Origin of the sequence: Stenotrophomonas sp. NRRL B-14846 (assembly GCF_050473585.1) — a bacterium.
In the GTDB taxonomy this organism is placed as follows: domain Bacteria; phylum Pseudomonadota; class Gammaproteobacteria; order Xanthomonadales; family Xanthomonadaceae; genus Stenotrophomonas.
The window spans coordinates 2983637-2998041 of record NZ_JBFLUN010000022.1 but is presented as its reverse complement, the minus strand read 5'-3'; the positions used below and the strand labels follow the sequence as shown (position 1 = coordinate 2998041).

General features: G+C 66.9%; 18 protein-coding genes and 1 other RNA gene. 7 read left to right on the top strand and 12 right to left on the bottom strand.

Translation table 11 applies throughout. The annotated features are described in order from the left end of the window. Positions 1-14 precede the first annotated feature (14 nt). Both AB1281_RS16010 and AB1281_RS16005 read left to right on the top strand, forming a co-directional pair. Positions 15-1007, top strand: a complete 993-nt coding sequence (locus AB1281_RS16010) for a YiiG family protein (protein ID WP_430346375.1) — start codon at positions 15-17, stop codon at positions 1005-1007. A 161-nt stretch (positions 1008-1168) separates the two neighbouring features. Beyond that, positions 1169-2110, top strand: a complete 942-nt coding sequence (locus tag AB1281_RS16005; protein WP_430346374.1) for a YiiG family protein — start codon at positions 1169-1171, stop codon at positions 2108-2110. A gap of 62 nt (positions 2111-2172) precedes the next feature. Here the strand turns inward: AB1281_RS16005 and AB1281_RS16000 are convergent, their stop codons facing one another. Next, complete coding sequence (locus AB1281_RS16000) at positions 2173-3045, bottom strand: ion transporter (RefSeq protein ID WP_197587777.1); 873 nt, start codon at positions 3043-3045, stop codon at positions 2173-2175. Positions 3046-3108: 63 nt separating this feature from the next. On the opposite strand from AB1281_RS16000, the gene AB1281_RS15995 reads away from it, so the two are divergent. After that, the gene (locus AB1281_RS15995; RefSeq protein ID WP_006467246.1) at positions 3109-4335 is read left to right on the top strand and encodes an acetylornithine transaminase; all 1227 of its coding nucleotides are present in this window, start codon (positions 3109-3111) and stop codon (positions 4333-4335) included. 53 nt (positions 4336-4388) lie between these two features. Here AB1281_RS15995 and AB1281_RS15990 read toward each other — a convergent pair whose 3' ends face one another. Beyond that, the gene (locus AB1281_RS15990; RefSeq protein WP_430346373.1) at positions 4389-4991 is read right to left on the bottom strand and encodes an HAD-IA family hydrolase; all 603 of its coding nucleotides are present in this window, start codon (positions 4989-4991) and stop codon (positions 4389-4391) included. A gap of 123 nt (positions 4992-5114) precedes the next feature. On the opposite strand from AB1281_RS15990, the gene azu reads away from it, so the two are divergent. Further along, on the top strand, positions 5115-5564 hold the full coding sequence (gene azu, locus AB1281_RS15985) for an azurin (RefSeq protein ID WP_142806678.1): 450 nt from the start codon (positions 5115-5117) through the stop codon (positions 5562-5564). Positions 5565-5716: 152 nt separating this feature from the next. On the opposite strand, the gene hemL is transcribed toward azu, so the two are convergent. Further along, complete coding sequence (gene hemL / locus AB1281_RS15980; RefSeq protein ID WP_164115865.1) at positions 5717-7006, bottom strand: glutamate-1-semialdehyde 2,1-aminomutase; 1290 nt, start codon at positions 7004-7006, stop codon at positions 5717-5719. Between the two features lie 16 nt (positions 7007-7022). Then, a complete protein-coding gene (thiE, locus tag AB1281_RS15975) occupies positions 7023-7649 on the bottom strand; it encodes a thiamine phosphate synthase (RefSeq protein ID WP_430346372.1) in 627 nt (208 codons plus the stop codon). Positions 7650-7683: 34 nt separating this feature from the next. On the opposite strand from thiE, the gene AB1281_RS15970 reads away from it, so the two are divergent. Next, positions 7684-7908 (top strand): rubredoxin, encoded by a 225-nt coding sequence (locus AB1281_RS15970; protein WP_014038358.1) that lies wholly within the window; start codon positions 7684-7686, stop codon positions 7906-7908. Between the two features lie 90 nt (positions 7909-7998). Here the strand turns inward: AB1281_RS15970 and AB1281_RS15965 are convergent, their stop codons facing one another. The 8 genes from AB1281_RS15965 to AB1281_RS15930 form a co-directional block, all read right to left on the bottom strand. After that, positions 7999-8844 carry a SirB1 family protein gene (locus AB1281_RS15965; protein ID WP_430346371.1) on the bottom strand — a complete coding sequence of 282 codons (846 nt, stop codon included), beginning with the start codon at positions 8842-8844 and terminating at the stop codon, positions 7999-8001. A 163-nt stretch (positions 8845-9007) separates the two neighbouring features. Beyond that, positions 9008-9451, bottom strand: a complete 444-nt coding sequence (locus AB1281_RS15960; protein WP_014038356.1) for a DUF192 domain-containing protein — start codon at positions 9449-9451, stop codon at positions 9008-9010. 21 nt (positions 9452-9472) lie between these two features. Further along, positions 9473-10120 (bottom strand): ribose-5-phosphate isomerase RpiA, encoded by a 648-nt coding sequence (gene rpiA, locus AB1281_RS15955; RefSeq protein WP_014038355.1) that lies wholly within the window; start codon positions 10118-10120, stop codon positions 9473-9475. 22 nt (positions 10121-10142) lie between these two features. Continuing rightward, the gene (locus tag AB1281_RS15950) at positions 10143-10622 is read right to left on the bottom strand and encodes an EVE domain-containing protein (RefSeq protein ID WP_014038354.1); all 480 of its coding nucleotides are present in this window, start codon (positions 10620-10622) and stop codon (positions 10143-10145) included. Further along, on the bottom strand, positions 10619-11212 hold the full coding sequence (locus tag AB1281_RS15945; protein ID WP_430346370.1) for a 5-formyltetrahydrofolate cyclo-ligase: 594 nt from the start codon (positions 11210-11212) through the stop codon (positions 10619-10621). Before AB1281_RS15945 ends, AB1281_RS15950 begins: the two co-directional genes overlap by 4 nt. An 83-nt stretch (positions 11213-11295) precedes the next feature. After that, a non-coding RNA gene (gene ssrS / locus AB1281_RS15940) (6S RNA) lies at positions 11296-11481 on the bottom strand. A gap of 153 nt (positions 11482-11634) precedes the next feature. Continuing rightward, complete coding sequence (locus AB1281_RS15935; protein WP_006467013.1) at positions 11635-11931, bottom strand: cell division protein ZapA; 297 nt, start codon at positions 11929-11931, stop codon at positions 11635-11637. Further along, complete coding sequence (locus AB1281_RS15930; RefSeq protein WP_005410898.1) at positions 11928-12149, bottom strand: TIGR02449 family protein; 222 nt, start codon at positions 12147-12149, stop codon at positions 11928-11930. The genes AB1281_RS15935 and AB1281_RS15930 overlap by 4 nt, the downstream gene beginning before the upstream one ends. 153 nt (positions 12150-12302) lie before the next feature. Between AB1281_RS15930 and AB1281_RS15925 the strand changes: the two genes are divergently transcribed. Then, complete coding sequence (locus AB1281_RS15925) at positions 12303-12851, top strand: YecA family protein (RefSeq protein WP_430346369.1); 549 nt, start codon at positions 12303-12305, stop codon at positions 12849-12851. Between the two features lie 5 nt (positions 12852-12856). Next, complete coding sequence (locus AB1281_RS15920; RefSeq protein ID WP_430347008.1) at positions 12857-14179, top strand: aminopeptidase P N-terminal domain-containing protein; 1323 nt, start codon at positions 12857-12859, stop codon at positions 14177-14179. Positions 14180-14405 lie beyond the last annotated feature (226 nt).

The window sequence follows — 14405 nt, the reverse complement described above, 5'->3', positions numbered from 1 at the left end:
AGGGATGTGAACTCATGTCACGCACACTTTCCGTCGCGGCACTGGCCGCTTCGCTGTCGTTGATCCTGACCGCCTGCGGTGGCAAGGCCCCCGCAGCTGCGGGCGGCGTCGCTGCCTCCGGCACGCCGGACGCCAGCGCGGCGCCGTCTGACGCACAACAGCAGTTGACCGCAAAGCTCAACGCTTACATCGGTTGCTTCAACGCGCTGGATTCGAAAACCCATGGCAGCATCCAGTCCTACACGCGCTGGATCAAGGACGTGGAGGCCGGCCCGACCGGTCGCGAGACGCATGTGTACGGGCCGTTCGAGATCAGCGACTACGACATGAAGCAGTGCGACGCCCCGGTGACCGAGGCGATTGCTGCCAAGCCGGCGCTGGCCGATCTCGATGCCGCTGCCAGCCATTACCAGCAGGTGCTGAAGGCGCTGGTGCCGCTCAGCAAGGACGCCCACGACTACTACGATCGCCAGGACTACGAAGACGACCAGTTTGCCAAGGGCAAGCAGCTGCACGCGCCCTTGATGGCCGCCTTCAAGGATTTCGTGGCTGCCAGCGAAACGTTCAATGCCGAGCTGGAGCGCCAGAACGATGCTGCCCAGCGCGAGCAGCTCAAGGCGCTGGAGCAGGCCGAGGGGCGCACGCGCGAGTACTACCGTCTGGCAATGATGCTGGAAGCCAAGGCCATCGTGGAGCTGATGACCGAGGACGCGTTTGATCAGGCCAAGGCCCGCGAGCGCCTGGATGCCTTCAACCGCATTTCCGATGAAGCGCACGCCAAGGTTGCCGACCAGGAACCGGGCAAGTCGGACTGGGAAGGCTTCGAACGTGGGGCCGAGAATTTCCGGCGCGAGGGCAAGGAGCGGCTGCAGCGCGTCAGTGAGAAAAAGCCTTACAGCGATTTCGAACGACGCATGCTTGATTCGCCGTCGATGGCGCCGCGCGGCTCTGCCAACAAGCTGATGCAGGAATACAACACGCTCGTTTTCCAGAGCAACCGCCAGTAAGCGGAGTGTTCAGCAATTCATTTTTTGTCGCAATCGAGCAGGTTGATTGCGGCATGACGCATCGCGTGGCCCTGAATGCCAGCACCTTGGCGAGGTGCTGGAGCGCGTTCTTGCGCCATGCATGACGATGCCTGCAGTTTTCACTTGTGCAAGGAACTGATTTGAACGCATCCACACGCCTGATTCCTGTCCTCATGCTCGGCGCGCTGGCCGGCTGCAACAACCCGGCAGGCCTGGCTGTTGCCGATCCGGGGTTGGAAAAGATCAACGCCTACATCGAGTGCTACAACGGCGTCGAACAGCCCATCCACGAAGGTTTCCAGACCTACACGGGCTGGATGAAGGACCCCAAGGCGGGGCCGACCGGCAAGGAAGCGCAGCCGCGCTCACCTGGCAAGGTGTTGTCGCACCGCGTCGAGTACTGCGGCCAGCCGCTGACCGATGCGTTGGCAAAGACGCCTGCCACCTCGCTGGATGCGCCCGCGCGGCAGTACCAGCAGGCGTTCCAGGCACTGAACACCCTGGTCGAGCGCGCTGATGGCTATTTCACCCGCGAAGATTATCGTCGCGATGGTGGTGAAGGGATGCGCAGCCAGCATGCTCCGCTGATGCAGGCCTATGCTGAGTTCTTCAAGGCCAGCGAGGCGATGGATGCGGCGCTGGAAAAGAACGAGAACGATCGTCGCGCCGCGCAGCTGAAGCAGATCGAGGAACGCGAGGGCCACTCGCTGGCGTATTACCACCTGCGCCTTGTCGGTGACGGCAAGCAGCTGGCGATGGCGTTCCAGGGCGACGCACCGGACGTGGCGGCACTGCGCACGCAGCTGGCGGACTATCAGGCGCTGGTGACGGAAATCCAGAATGGTGGTGTCGGCAAGGACGACCCGATGTGGGGCCATGTGCAGCGCTCGGCGGACAAGCTGGTGCGCACGGCCGGGCGCGGTCTCGAGCGCCTGGAGCAGGGCAAGCCGATCACCGCCGATGCGCTGGCGGCCGAGCGCAAGGCATCGGGCAGCTGGCTCACCACCGATCCTGAGGGGGCGCAGTCGACGATTCTGGATGCCTACAACGACCTGGTGACCACCAGCAACCGCATGCGTTGAGGAGGATCCACGCATGGCGTGGATCTACCGAGGGTAGTGCCGGCCGCTGGCCGGCATCTGCCTCAATGGCTGAACGCATCCGGCAGTTCACCACCGCATTTGCGGCAGTGGCGCGCATCCGGTTCATGCCCCTCCAACCCGCAGTGCGGGCAGCCGCGCGAATCCCGGCGTGCGGCCAGCTCGGCTTCGCGCATGGTGCTGGCCAGTTCGGCGGTGTAGATGCCGGTGGGCACGGCGATGATGCTGTAGCCGATCAGGATCAGCACCGAAGTGACGAAGCGGCCGAGCACGGTCTGCGGCACGATGTCGCCAAAGCCGACCGTGGCCATGGTCACCACCGCCCAGTACATGCTGGCCGGGATGTTGGTGAAGCCGTGTTCGGGGCCCTCGATCACGTACATCAGCGCACCGGCGATGATGGTGATGGTGATCACCGTGAAAAGGAACACCAGCACTTTGCGCCGGCTGCGCCACAGCGACGTCATCAACACGCCGCTTTCCTCGATGTAGCGGGTCAGCTTGAGGATGCGGAACACGCGCAGGATGCGCAGCGCGCGCACCACCAGCAGGCTCTGCGCGCCGGGGATGAACATCGACAGATAGGCGGGCAGGATCGACAGCAGGTCGATGATGCCCCAGATGCTCACCGCGTAACGCAGCGGGCGCTTGACCACCGCCAGCCGCAGCAGGTACTCGGCGGTGAAGATGATCGTGAAGCCCCATTCCAGGATGTACAGGCCGGTGGACCATTCGGCATGCAGGTGCTGCACGCTGTCGATCATCACCACCAGGATGCTGGCGATGATCGCCACCACCAGGATCAGGTCGAAATTGCGCGAGGGCCGCGAATCGTGGCGGTAGATGATGTCGAACCACCGGCGGCGCCAGCCGGTCTCGGTGGCGGGGTTCAGCTGGGGGGCAGAAAACGGTCGCATGGGCGCATTGTGCCGCAGGGGTTCCGGCGCGAGAATGGGGATTCCTGAACCCTGCCGACTGCCATGACCGCCGCTACCGATCCGCTGATCTCCCTTTCGCACTACTACCTGCCGGTCTACAAGCCCCGCCAGGTGGTTCTGGAGCGAGGCCAGGGCGCCCGCGTGTGGGACAGCCAGGGCCGTGAGTTCATCGACCTGGCCGCCGGCATCGCCGTGTGTGGCCTGGGCCACAACGATCCGGACCTGGTGGCCGCACTGGTCGAGCAGGCCGGCAAGCTCTGGCACACCAGCAACGTGTTCTACAGTGCGCCGCCGCTGCACCTGGCCGAGGAGCTGGTGAAGGCCAGCCGCTTCGCCGAGCGCGTGTTCCTGTGCAATTCCGGCGCCGAAGCCAACGAAGTGGCGATCAAGATGGTCCGCAAGTGGGCCTCCAGCCAGGGCCGCCCGGCCGACAAGCGGGTGATCATCACCTTCCGTGGCAGCTTCCACGGCCGCACCATGGGCGCGGTGACCGCTACCGCCCAGCCGAAGTACCAGGAGGGCTACGAGCCGCTGCCCGGTGGCTTCCGCTACATCGATTTCAACGATGAGGTGCAGCTGGAAACCGCGATGGCCGCCGGCGACGTGGCGGCGGTGATGCTGGAGCCGATCCAGGGCGAGGGCGGCGTGATGCCGGCCAAGTCCGGCTTCCTCAAGCGCGTGCGCGAACTGTGCGACCAGCACAACGCACTGCTGGTGCTGGACGAGATCCAGGCCGGCATGGGCCGCACCGGCACGCTGTTCGCGCACTGGCAGGACGACGTGGTGCCGGACATGGTCACCCTGGCCAAGGCACTCGGCGGTGGCTTCCCGATCGGTGCGATGCTGGCTGGCCCGAAGGTGGCCGAGACCATGCAGTTCGGCGCGCACGGCACCACCTTTGGTGGCAATCCGCTGGCTGCTGCAGTGGCCCGCGTGGCACTGCGCAAGCTGGCCTCGGCGGAGATCGCCGCCAACGTCAGCCGCCAGTCGAAGGCGCTGCGCGATGGCTTCGCCCGCATCAACGACGAGTTCGGCGTGTTCAGCGACGTGCGTGGCCGTGGCCTGATGCTGGGCGCGGTGCTGAGCAAGGACTTCGCCGGCCAGGCCGGTGCGATCCTCGACCATGCCGCCGAGCAGGGCCTGCTGACCCTGCAGGCCGGCCCGGACGTGCTGCGCTTCGTGCCGTCGCTGAACATCACCGACGAAGAAGTGGCCGAAGGCCTGAAGCGCCTGCGCGCGGCAATTGCCGCGTTCATCGCCGCGCGCTGAAGCCCCGGCGCTGGGGTCGGATCCCTCTCCTGCGGAGAGGGCTCTGACCCCGATCAGCCCACCGCGTAACGCTTCAACACCTTGCCCAGCCCACGGCCATCGCGCACGGTTTCCGCGTGCAGGCCGGCAGCGCGCGCGCCACGCACATTGGCGAACAGGTCATCGACGAACAGCGTGCGCGAAGGCGCCACACCCAGCGCTTCCAGCGTGCGCAGGAATACCGCGGGCGCAGGTTTGCGCAGGCCGAAATCGGCGCTGCAGAACACGCGTCCCTGCAGGGCAGGGAACAGTTCCGGCAGCAGGGTGGGCAGCGCCTGCACCATCAGCGCGCCATTGTTGGTCAGCACTGCGATTGGCAGTTGCAGGGCCTGCAGCCGCTGCAGCACCGCGTGCTGCGGATGGCTGGCGGCCTGGCGCGCGGCGGTCCATGTCGTCACATCGACGGGTCTGCCCAGCAGCGCGCCCAGCCGTGCCAGGTAGGCCGGACCGTCCAGCGTGCCATTGTCGTGCGCGGCTTCCAGCCCGCTGTCGTACAGCGCGGCCTGCACGGCCGGCGTAGGAACCTCCAGCGCCTGCGCCAGGTGCAGCACGCGCTGCGCGCGCTGGTACTGCACCAGCACGCCATCCACATCCAGCAGCAACAGGTCGATCCGCATCGGCCGAGCATGCCATTGCAGTGAGTGCGCGGGAAACCCTGGAGTTGGCATGCGACAGACGGTCGCAGACGGCGCCGCAGGGGGCTGCCTAGAATGGCGCTTGAATCCGCAGGAGATGCAGCGATGAAGGCTTGGATGGTGGCAGTGGGACTGGGTGCGCTGATGCTGGCGCCGTCGGCGATGGCACGGGTGTGTGCGGTGAGCATCGACAGCACCGACCAGATGAGTTTCAGCAGCCGCGAGATCAAGGTTGCCGCCGATTGCAGTGCGGTGGACCTGACCCTGCGCCACACCGGCAAGCTGGCCGCCACCGCGATGGGCCACAACTGGGTGTTGACCCGCAGCGCGGATTACCAGCCGGTGGCGATGGCGGGCATGCGCATGACCCTGGCCGACAGCTACCTGCCGAAGGCCGACAAGCGCGTGCTGGCGCACACCAAGGTGATCGGCGGCGGCGAGACCACGCGCGTGCGCTTCTCTACCCAGGGCCTGCAGAAGGGCGGCGATTACACCTTCTTCTGCTCGTTCCCCGGCCACTTCGCGATGATGAAGGGCAAATTCGTCTTCGGTTGAGCAGCCACGCCTGGCGTGGCTCTACCAGTAGATCCACGCCATGCGTGGATGAAAAAGGGGACGGAGGGGATTAAGTCGTAAGTGCACAAACGACTTAATCCCCTCCGTCCCCTTTTTGTGCCAACCAAGGTTGGCACCTGCCAAGGTGTGCCTCAGCCCTTGGCGGCCTTGAATGCCACGCGTGCAGCGGCGAGGGTGGCCTCGATCACCGCATCGTCGTGCGCGCTGGACAGGAAGCCGGCCTCGTACGCCGACGGCGCCAGGAACACGCCCTGGTCCAGCATCGCGTGGAAGAAGCGGTTGAACGCCGGGATGTCACAGGCAGTGGCCTGCGCGTAGGTCTCCACCTTCTCACTGGTGAAGAACAGGCCGAACATCGCGCCCACGCGGGTGGTGGTCACGGCCACGCCGGCTTCGGCAGCGGCCGCTTCCAGGCCGGCACACAGGCGCGCGGTGCGCTCGGCCAGGTCGGCGTGGAAACCCGGTTGCTGGATCAGCTCCAGCATCGCCAGGCCAGCAGCCATTGCCACCGGGTTGCCGCTCAGCGTGCCGGCCTGGTAGATCGGGCCGGCCGGCGCGATCTGCTGCATCAGTTCGCGACGACCGCCGTAGGCACCCACCGGCATGCCGCCGCCGATGATCTTGCCGAAGGTGGTCAGGTCCGGGGTGATGCCGTAGTGCGCCTGCGCACCGCCGAGGGCGACGCGGAAGCCGGTCATCACCTCGTCGAAGATCAGCAGCGCGCCATGCTTCGTGCACAGTTCGCGCAGGTGCTGCAGGTAGCCCTCGCGCGGCGGGATGCAGTTGGCATTGCCGACCACCGGCTCGATGATCAGGCCGGCGATGTCGTCACCCTGCTGTTCGAACAGCGCCGTGGCCGCTTCGAAGTCGTTGTAGGGCAGGGTCAGGGTCAGTTCGCTCAGGCCGGCCGGCACGCCCGGCGAGGTCGGCACGCCCAGGGTCAGCATGCCGCTGCCGGCCTTGACCAGGAACGAGTCGCCATGGCCGTGGTAGCAGCCTTCGAACTTCACGATGCGGTTGCGGCCGGTGGCACCACGCGCCAGGCGGATCGCCGACAGCGTGGCCTCGGTGCCGGAGTTGACCATGCGCACCATCTCGCACGACGGCACCAGGCGGGTGATGGTCTCGGCCATGGTCACTTCAGCCGCGCACGGCGCGCCGAAGGACAGGCCGTTGTCGATCGCCTTCTTCACCGCCTGGCGCACGGCCGGGTGGTTGTGGCCGACGATCATCGGGCCCCAGGAACCGACGTAGTCGATGTAGCGGTTGCCGTCGACGTCGTACAGGTAGGCGCCGTCGGCGCGCTCGACGAAGAACGGTTCGCCACCGACCGACTTGAACGCGCGTACCGGCGAATTGACGCCGCCCGGCAGCAGCTGCTGGGCGCGGGAGAACAGGGCGTGGGACTGGTCGTGGTTCATGGGGCTTTCCTGGGCATTACGCGAACTGGGCGAGGTAGGCGCGCTGGACCGCAACCGGGTCTTCGGCAGCGAACACGCTGCTGACCACGGCGACCAGATCGGCGCCGGCGTCGATGATGGGACCGACATTGTCCGGCGTCAGGCCGCCGATCGCCACCCGCGGCACGCCCAGTGCGGCGCTTTGCCGCAGCAGGTCGGTATGGGCGCGGCTGGTGGTGATCTTGGTGGTGGTCGGGAAGAACGCGCCGAAGGCCACGTAGCTGGCGCCGGCGGCCACGGCCTTCTCGGCATTGGCCAGCTGGTCGTAGCAGGAGGCGCCGATGATGGCCTCGGCACCGAGCAGGGCGCGCGCGCTGGGGATGTCGCCGTCGGTGCCGCCCAGGTGCACGCCGGCCGCGCCGACCGTCTTGGCCAGCGCCGGGTCGTCGTTGACGATCAGCGGCACGCCGTGTTCCACGCACAGTGCCTGCAGGGCGGTGGCCTGTTCGCGCCGCAGCGCGTCACTGGCGGTCTTGTTGCGGTACTGCAGCCAGGTGGCGCCCGCGGCCAGCAGCGGCGCGGTGCGGGCCAGCAGGCGTGCGGTATCGGGCTCGTCCGGGGTGATCAGGTAGACGCCGCGGGGCGCCGGGGAAGCAGAAGTCATCGATGGCTACCGGTGAGTGGACCGCGATGGGACAATGGCGGCCCGTGAATCCAGCCCTGATTATCCGATGAGCGATGCCACCCCCACCACCTTGCGCACCTGGATGTGCGTGGTCTGCGGCTTCCTTTACAGCGAAGCGGAAGGCTTGCCGGAGGAGGGCATCGCGCCGGGGACGCGCTGGGAGGACATTCCCGAGACCTGGACCTGCCCGGACTGTGGCGTGACCAAGGCCGATTTCGAGATGGTCGAGGTCGATTGATCGCAATGGCCGCCGGGCATGGCCCGGCGCTAGCGGTGGGTGCGGACCGTTGGGGTGGGTGCGGACCGTTGGTCCGCACACCTGACAGAATCAATGCAGCCGTGGCACCGGCCCGCCGAGGTCGATCAGCTTCTCGCGCAGCCACTGCGCATCGCTGGCTTCCGGGTTGCGCTTCAGGTACTGCCCCAGATCGTGGCGGGCACCGGCCAGGTACTCCAGCTGCAGGTAGGCCAGGCCGCGGTCACGCAGCGCATCGTCCTGCTCCGGGGCGAGCTTCAGCAGGCGGTCGGCACTGCGCGCGGCGCGGTCCCATTCGCCGGCCTCGGCATACACGCCGTGCAGGTTGCGCAGCATGCGCATCAGGATCGCGCGCGCTGGCGCCGGGTCAAGGATCTGCGCCAGCACCTGGTCGTCGGGCATCTGCCCGCCCAGGTGTGACTTGGCCCGCTCGCGCAGTTCGTCCACGTCCAGCGGGCGGCCGCCATTGAACGGGTCCATCACCAGCACGCCGTCGTCCACCGGCAGGCGCACCAGGAAATGGCCGGGGAAGGACACGCCGTCGAGCGGAATGCCCAGCCGGCGCGCGACTTCCATCTGCACCAGCGCCAGCGAGATCGGGTTGCCCAGGCGGCGCTCGAATACCTGGTTGAGGTAGCTGTTGCGGGGGTCGTAGTACTCGTCGTGGTCGCCGCTGTAGCCCAGCTCGTCGAACAGGTGGCGGTTGATGGCCGCCATCTTCAACGGGCTGTTGTCGATGCTGTCCACTTCCGAACGGAGGTGCTCGACATGGCTCTGGATCAGCGCGTCGTAGGTGGCCGGCTGCAGATCGGGGTATTCATCGCGCGCGATCAGCAGCGCGGTCGGCAACAGTGGCAGCGCCTCGTCTTCGAGGTCGGCCAGTGCATCCCAGTCGGGGAGTGTGATCCGGTCCTGCATGGCCACAGACTGGCGTCATTCGCAGGCGGTTTCAAGCGGTGTCGCGTGAAAAATTCAGGGGTCAGATCCCTTTCGCACGCGAAAGGGATCTGACCCCTGCAGGGTTGCCGGCCAGCGGCCGGCACTACCGCAGGTGCCGGCCGCTGGCCGGCCGCATCGTTTACTACTCGATGCCCGGGCCGAAGGTCAGCTGGGTGCCGTCCTTCAGCTGCAGCTTCTCGGCCTGGCCGGCGTTGAGCTCCAGCACGTAGCGCGCCGGGCCGCCGCTGGGATAGGGCGGGCACATGTCGCCGGCCGAGCACGGCGGTACGTCGCGCTGCTGGCTGACAAGCTTGCGCTGGCTGTCGAAGTACAGGATGTCCAGCGCGATCTTGGTGTTCTTCATCCAGTACGCCTGCATTTCTTCGCGGTCGTGGATGAACAGCATGCCGTGGTCGGCCGACATCTGGTCGCGGAACATCAGCCCGCGCGCGCGGGTTTCATCGTTGGTGGCCAGCTCCACCTGGTAGCGGGCGCCATCCAGCTCGACCCAATGGCGGGCCGCGTCGGTGGCACAGCCGGCCAGGGCCAGCAGCGGAAGCATCAGCAGCGAACGCAACAGCGACATCGTCAGGATCCTTCGGAAGGGTCAGAGCACGATCGGCGGCTCGCCGCCGACGATCACCACGTCGGCGCGACGGCGCGCGAACAGGCCGACGCAGACCACGCCCGGCAGCTGGTTGAGCTCGCGCTCCAGCTTTTCCGGATCGGTGATCTGCAGGTTGTGGATGTCCAGGATCTGGTTGCCGTTGTCGGTGACCACGCCTTCGCGCCAGGTCGGCTGGCCGCCGGTCATGTCGCGGATCTGGCGGGCGACCAGGCTGCGCGCCATCGGGATCACTTCCACCGGCAGCGGGAATTTGCCCAGCACCGGCACCTGCTTGCTCGGGTCGACGATGCAGATGAAGCGCTCGCTGGCCTCGGCGATGATCTTCTCGCGGGTCAGTGCGGCGCCGCCGCCCTTGATCAGGCACTTGTTGGCGTCGCACTCATCGGCGCCGTCCACGTACAGCGACAGGTTGCCGCTGTGGTTCAGCTCGATCACCTCGATGCCGTGCTGCTTCAGGCGCGCGGTGCTCTGCTCGGAGCTGGACACGGCACCCTTGATGCGGTGCTGGATGCGGGCCAGGGCATCGATGAAATAGGCCACGGTGGAACCGGTGCCGACACCGACGATCATGCCGTCTTCAACGTACTCGATGGCTTTCTCGGCGGCCAGGCGCTTGGCTTCGGACATGGGAGAACTCTCAGGCAGGGAATCAGGATTTCTTTTCCAGCGACAGCAGCAGCTTCCACTGCGCGGCGGTCACCGGGAACACCGACAGGCGGTTGCCCTTGGCAACCAGCGGGAAGCCTTCGCCCAGCGCTTCGGCGTGCAGCTTGATCTCGTCCAGCGCGATCACCTGCTTGAGCTTGCGGTCGAAGGCCACGTCCACCAGCATCCAGCGCGGGTTCTCGCGCGTGCTCTTGGGGTCGTGGTAGTCGGATTTCGGGTCGAACTGGGTGTCGTCCGGATAGGCCGGGCTGGCGACGGTGGCCAGGCCGACGATGCCGGGCACCTTGGTATTGGAGTGGTAGAACAGGATGCCGTCGCCCACCTGCATGCCATCGCGCATGAAGTTGCGCGCCTGGTAGTTGCGCACCCCGTTCCAGGGTTCGACCTTGACCTTGGCCAGGTCATCGATGGAGAAGGCGTCCGGTTCGGACTTCATCAGCCAATAGCGCTTGCGGGCGGTCATGCGTTCACGGGGGCAGCGGAGGGGAACAGGGTGCCGTCTTCGGTGCAGATCGCATCCACCGGCACGTCCCACGACGCCACCGGCAAGGACTCGACCTGCTGCACCGCGAATGCAGCACCGACCAGCCAGGGCGGCGCCGGCCGGTCGTGGCGGAAGGCGAAGCTGCGATCATACCAGCCGCCCCCCATGCCCAGCCGCCGGCACTGTGTGTCGAAGCCCACCAGCGGGGTCACCACCAGCGCCATCTGCGCCGGTTCCAGGGTGTCTTCCACGGCCACGTCCGGCTCGGGAATGCCGTAGCGGTTGCTGGTCAATGCTTGCCCCGGCCGCCACGGTGCGAAGCGCAGCACGTCGCCGGCCAGTACCGGCAGGCAGTAGGTGAGTCCTTCGGGCAGCTGCAGTTGCCAGCGATGCAGGGCGATTTCGCCATCCAGCGCCCAGTAGCCGGCCACGGCGCCTTCGCGCGGGGCGAACGGCAGGGCCAGCAGGGCATCGGCAAGCGATTCGGCGGCGGCGATGCGCTCACCGGCGGAAAGGTCGCGGCGGCGTTGCCGCAGGTCGTGGCGCAGGGCCTGGCGCGGGTCGGTCATGGCAGCGTGCGGCAAGGATCAGCCGCCATTGTGCCGGAAAGAACAAGGGCGACGCCCGAAGACGCCGCCCTTGCTGGAATATTGCATTCTCCGCAATGTCGATGCATGCGAAACGACCTTGAACCCGGGGGCTCAAGTGGGAACGCTGGAGAACCATCGGGCTTCCCGCTACAAGGCGGACCTGCACTCCCGGCGCTGTCGCGCTCCCGGTGTCGTTCTTAAGGGACAAGGCGAATGTTTGCACATGCCGTCGAGTACCGCAGAGAACGCGTGGCCATTATAGCCAGCACGCAGGATCTGGATAGGCCGTTCGTCGGCAACAGTCCGTGCCAATTCAGATACGCGAAAAGGGGACGGAGGGAATTAAGGCGTTTCCGGCACGGAAGGGGCGAATGCGCCTTAATTCCCTCCGTCCCCTTTTTCTACGCGCCGCCGTCGATCGCGCGGTCCAGGCGCCGGTTCAGGTCGGCCAGCGTCTGCTGCAGGGCCACGGCCTGGCGGGCGTTCTCGTCGCGCAGCAGCTGCAGTTCGTGGGCCAGGTTCAGTGCGGCCAGCACGGCGACGCGGTCGACGGCGGCCATGCGGTTGCTGCCGCGGATTTCGCGCATGCGTGCATCGAGCAGGCGCGCGGCGGCCATCAGGCTGTCGCGTTCATCGCCGCCGACACCCACGGTGTATTCACGATCGAGGATGCGGACACTGACCGGTTCGGCGCTCATGTGTGCTGCTCCAGGGATTTGAGCCGGCTGATCATTGCTTCCACCCGCGAGCGTGCCTGCTCGTTCTTGGCCAGCAGCGTGGAACGCTCGGCCACCAGCTGTTCCTGCTGGTGGCGCAGGCTGCGGTTCTCCTCGGCCAGGCGCTGGTTGCGTTCAAGCAACGCTTCCACGCGGGCGGCGAAGTCCTGCAGCTGGGCAAGGGGATCGGCGGGTTCCATGCGGGCACGATAGGCAAGCCGGGTAAGGGCGGTCAAGCGTTGTCGCAGCAAGGCCTGACGGCCGCAGAGAGGATGCCGTGGGGTTGCTACACTACGGGGTCTCACGGGCGCGCGCGTGCGCGCCCCGGGTTTCCTTTCCGAACGAGCCGCACGATGACCGAACTTCCCTCCGTCGACGACGTTACCCGCGCCAGCCAGGAACTGGGCCTGGGCGCCACCGCTGCCGAGCTGCATGGCGCGCTGTGTGGCTGGCTGGCCGCCGGTGGCGCCCCCGGCAACGACTGGCCGGCGCGCGTGCTGGCCGACGACAACCTGCCGCCGGTGGCCGCCGACAGCGTGCTGGGGCAGCTGCTGCAGGCGACCATCAAGCAGCTGGAAGACCGCGACTTCGCCTTCGAACTGCTGTTGAGCGACGGCGACGACGTGTCCGCGCAGGCCGATGCCATGTTCAGCTGGACCCGCTCGTTCCTGGGCGGCTTCGGCCTGGGCAGCGGCGGCCGCCGCCCGGCCCTGTCCGAAGAGGGCGAGGAAGCGCTGACCGACATGGCTAGCCTGGCCCGTGCCTCCAGCGAGGATTTCGAGGCTGGCGGCGATGACGATGACGAAGCCCTGTCGGAGATCGAGGAATTCATCCGCGTGGCGGTGCTGCTGCTGCACGGTGACGTGGTGCTGGCCTCGCGCCATCGGCAGCGCCTGAACTGATGGACATCAAGCAGCGCACCGGCATCGCGGCCGGCGAGTACAAGCGTCGGCGCCGCCAGCTGATGGACATGGCCGGCGAGGACGCGATCCTGGTGCTGCCGGCCGCCGCCGAGAAGGTGCGCAGCCTCGATACCCATTACCCGTTCCGGCAGGATTCGGACTTCCAGTACCTGAGCGGCTTCCCGGAGCCGGAAGCAGTGCTGGTGCTGATCCCGGGGCGACGCCACGGCGAGGCCATCCTGTTCTGCCGCGAGCGCGATGCCGAGCGCGAGGCCTGGGACGGCAGCCGCGCCGGCCAGGAAGGCGCGGTGGCGCAGTACGGCATGGACGATGCGTACCCGATCGATGATCTGGACGACATCCTGCCGGGCCTGCTGGAAGGGCGTTCGCGCGTCTATTACCACTTTGGCCGTGACGCCGATTTCGACCTGAAGCTGATCGGCTGGGTCAACCGCGTGCGTTCGCAGGTGCGCCACGGCGCGCAGCCGCCGCATGAGTTCCTGGAGCTGGGCCACCTGCTGCACGAGCAGCGCCTGTTCAAGTCCGGTTCGGAAGTGGCGCTGATGCACCACGCCGCGCAGATCAGCGTGCGCGCACATCTGGCGGCGATGAAAGCGGCGAAGGCCGGCATCCACGAATACGAACTGCAGGCCGAACTGGAACGCGTGTTCCGCGCCAACGATGCCGTGCCGGCCTACTGCAGCATCGTCGGTGCGGGCCGCAACGGCTGCATCCTGCATTACCGCGACAACAACGCACGTTCGCGTGACGGCGAGCTGGTGCTGATCGATGCCGGCGCAGAATATCGCGGCTATGCCAGCGACATCACCCGCACCTTCCCGGTGAATGGCCGCTTCAGTGCCGAGCAGCGCGCGCTGCACGACCTGGTCGGCGATGCGCAGGCTGCGGCGCTGGCCCAGGCCAAGCCGGGCGTGCCGTACGAGGCCGGCCACCTGGCGGCGGTGCAGACCCTGACCGAGGGCCTGCTGCGGCTGGGCCTGCTGAAGGGCACGCTGGAAAAAAACCTGTCCGAAGGCCAGTACCAGCGTTTCTACCGGCACAAGACCGGGCACTGGATCGGGCTGGACGTGCACGATGTGGGCGATTACCGCCTGGCGGGCGATTCGCGCCTGCTGGAGCCGGGCATGGCGTTCACCATCGAGCCGGGGCTGTACATCGGCGTGGACGACACGACGGTGGAACCGCGCTGGCGCGGTATCGGCATCCGTACCGAGGATGACGTGCTGATCACCGATGACGGCCATCGCGTGCTGACCGAGGGCCTGGCGCGCAGCGCCGACGAGATCGAAGCGGTGATGGCGGGGTAAGGGGTTTCGGCAGGGCTTGCAGCCCTGCACCTGCTGCAATCAACGTCAACGTCAACTTCAACGTCAACTTCAACGTCAACAGCAAGAGCGGCTTTCCGTGGGATGGCGGGGCACTGTGGGTTTGCGGGGACGGCGCAAGTACGTCCATGTAGCCTTGGTCGCGGCATCCATGCCGCTCACACCCCGCAAACCCACAGTGCCCCGCCTTCGACAGGTTCACGCGGCT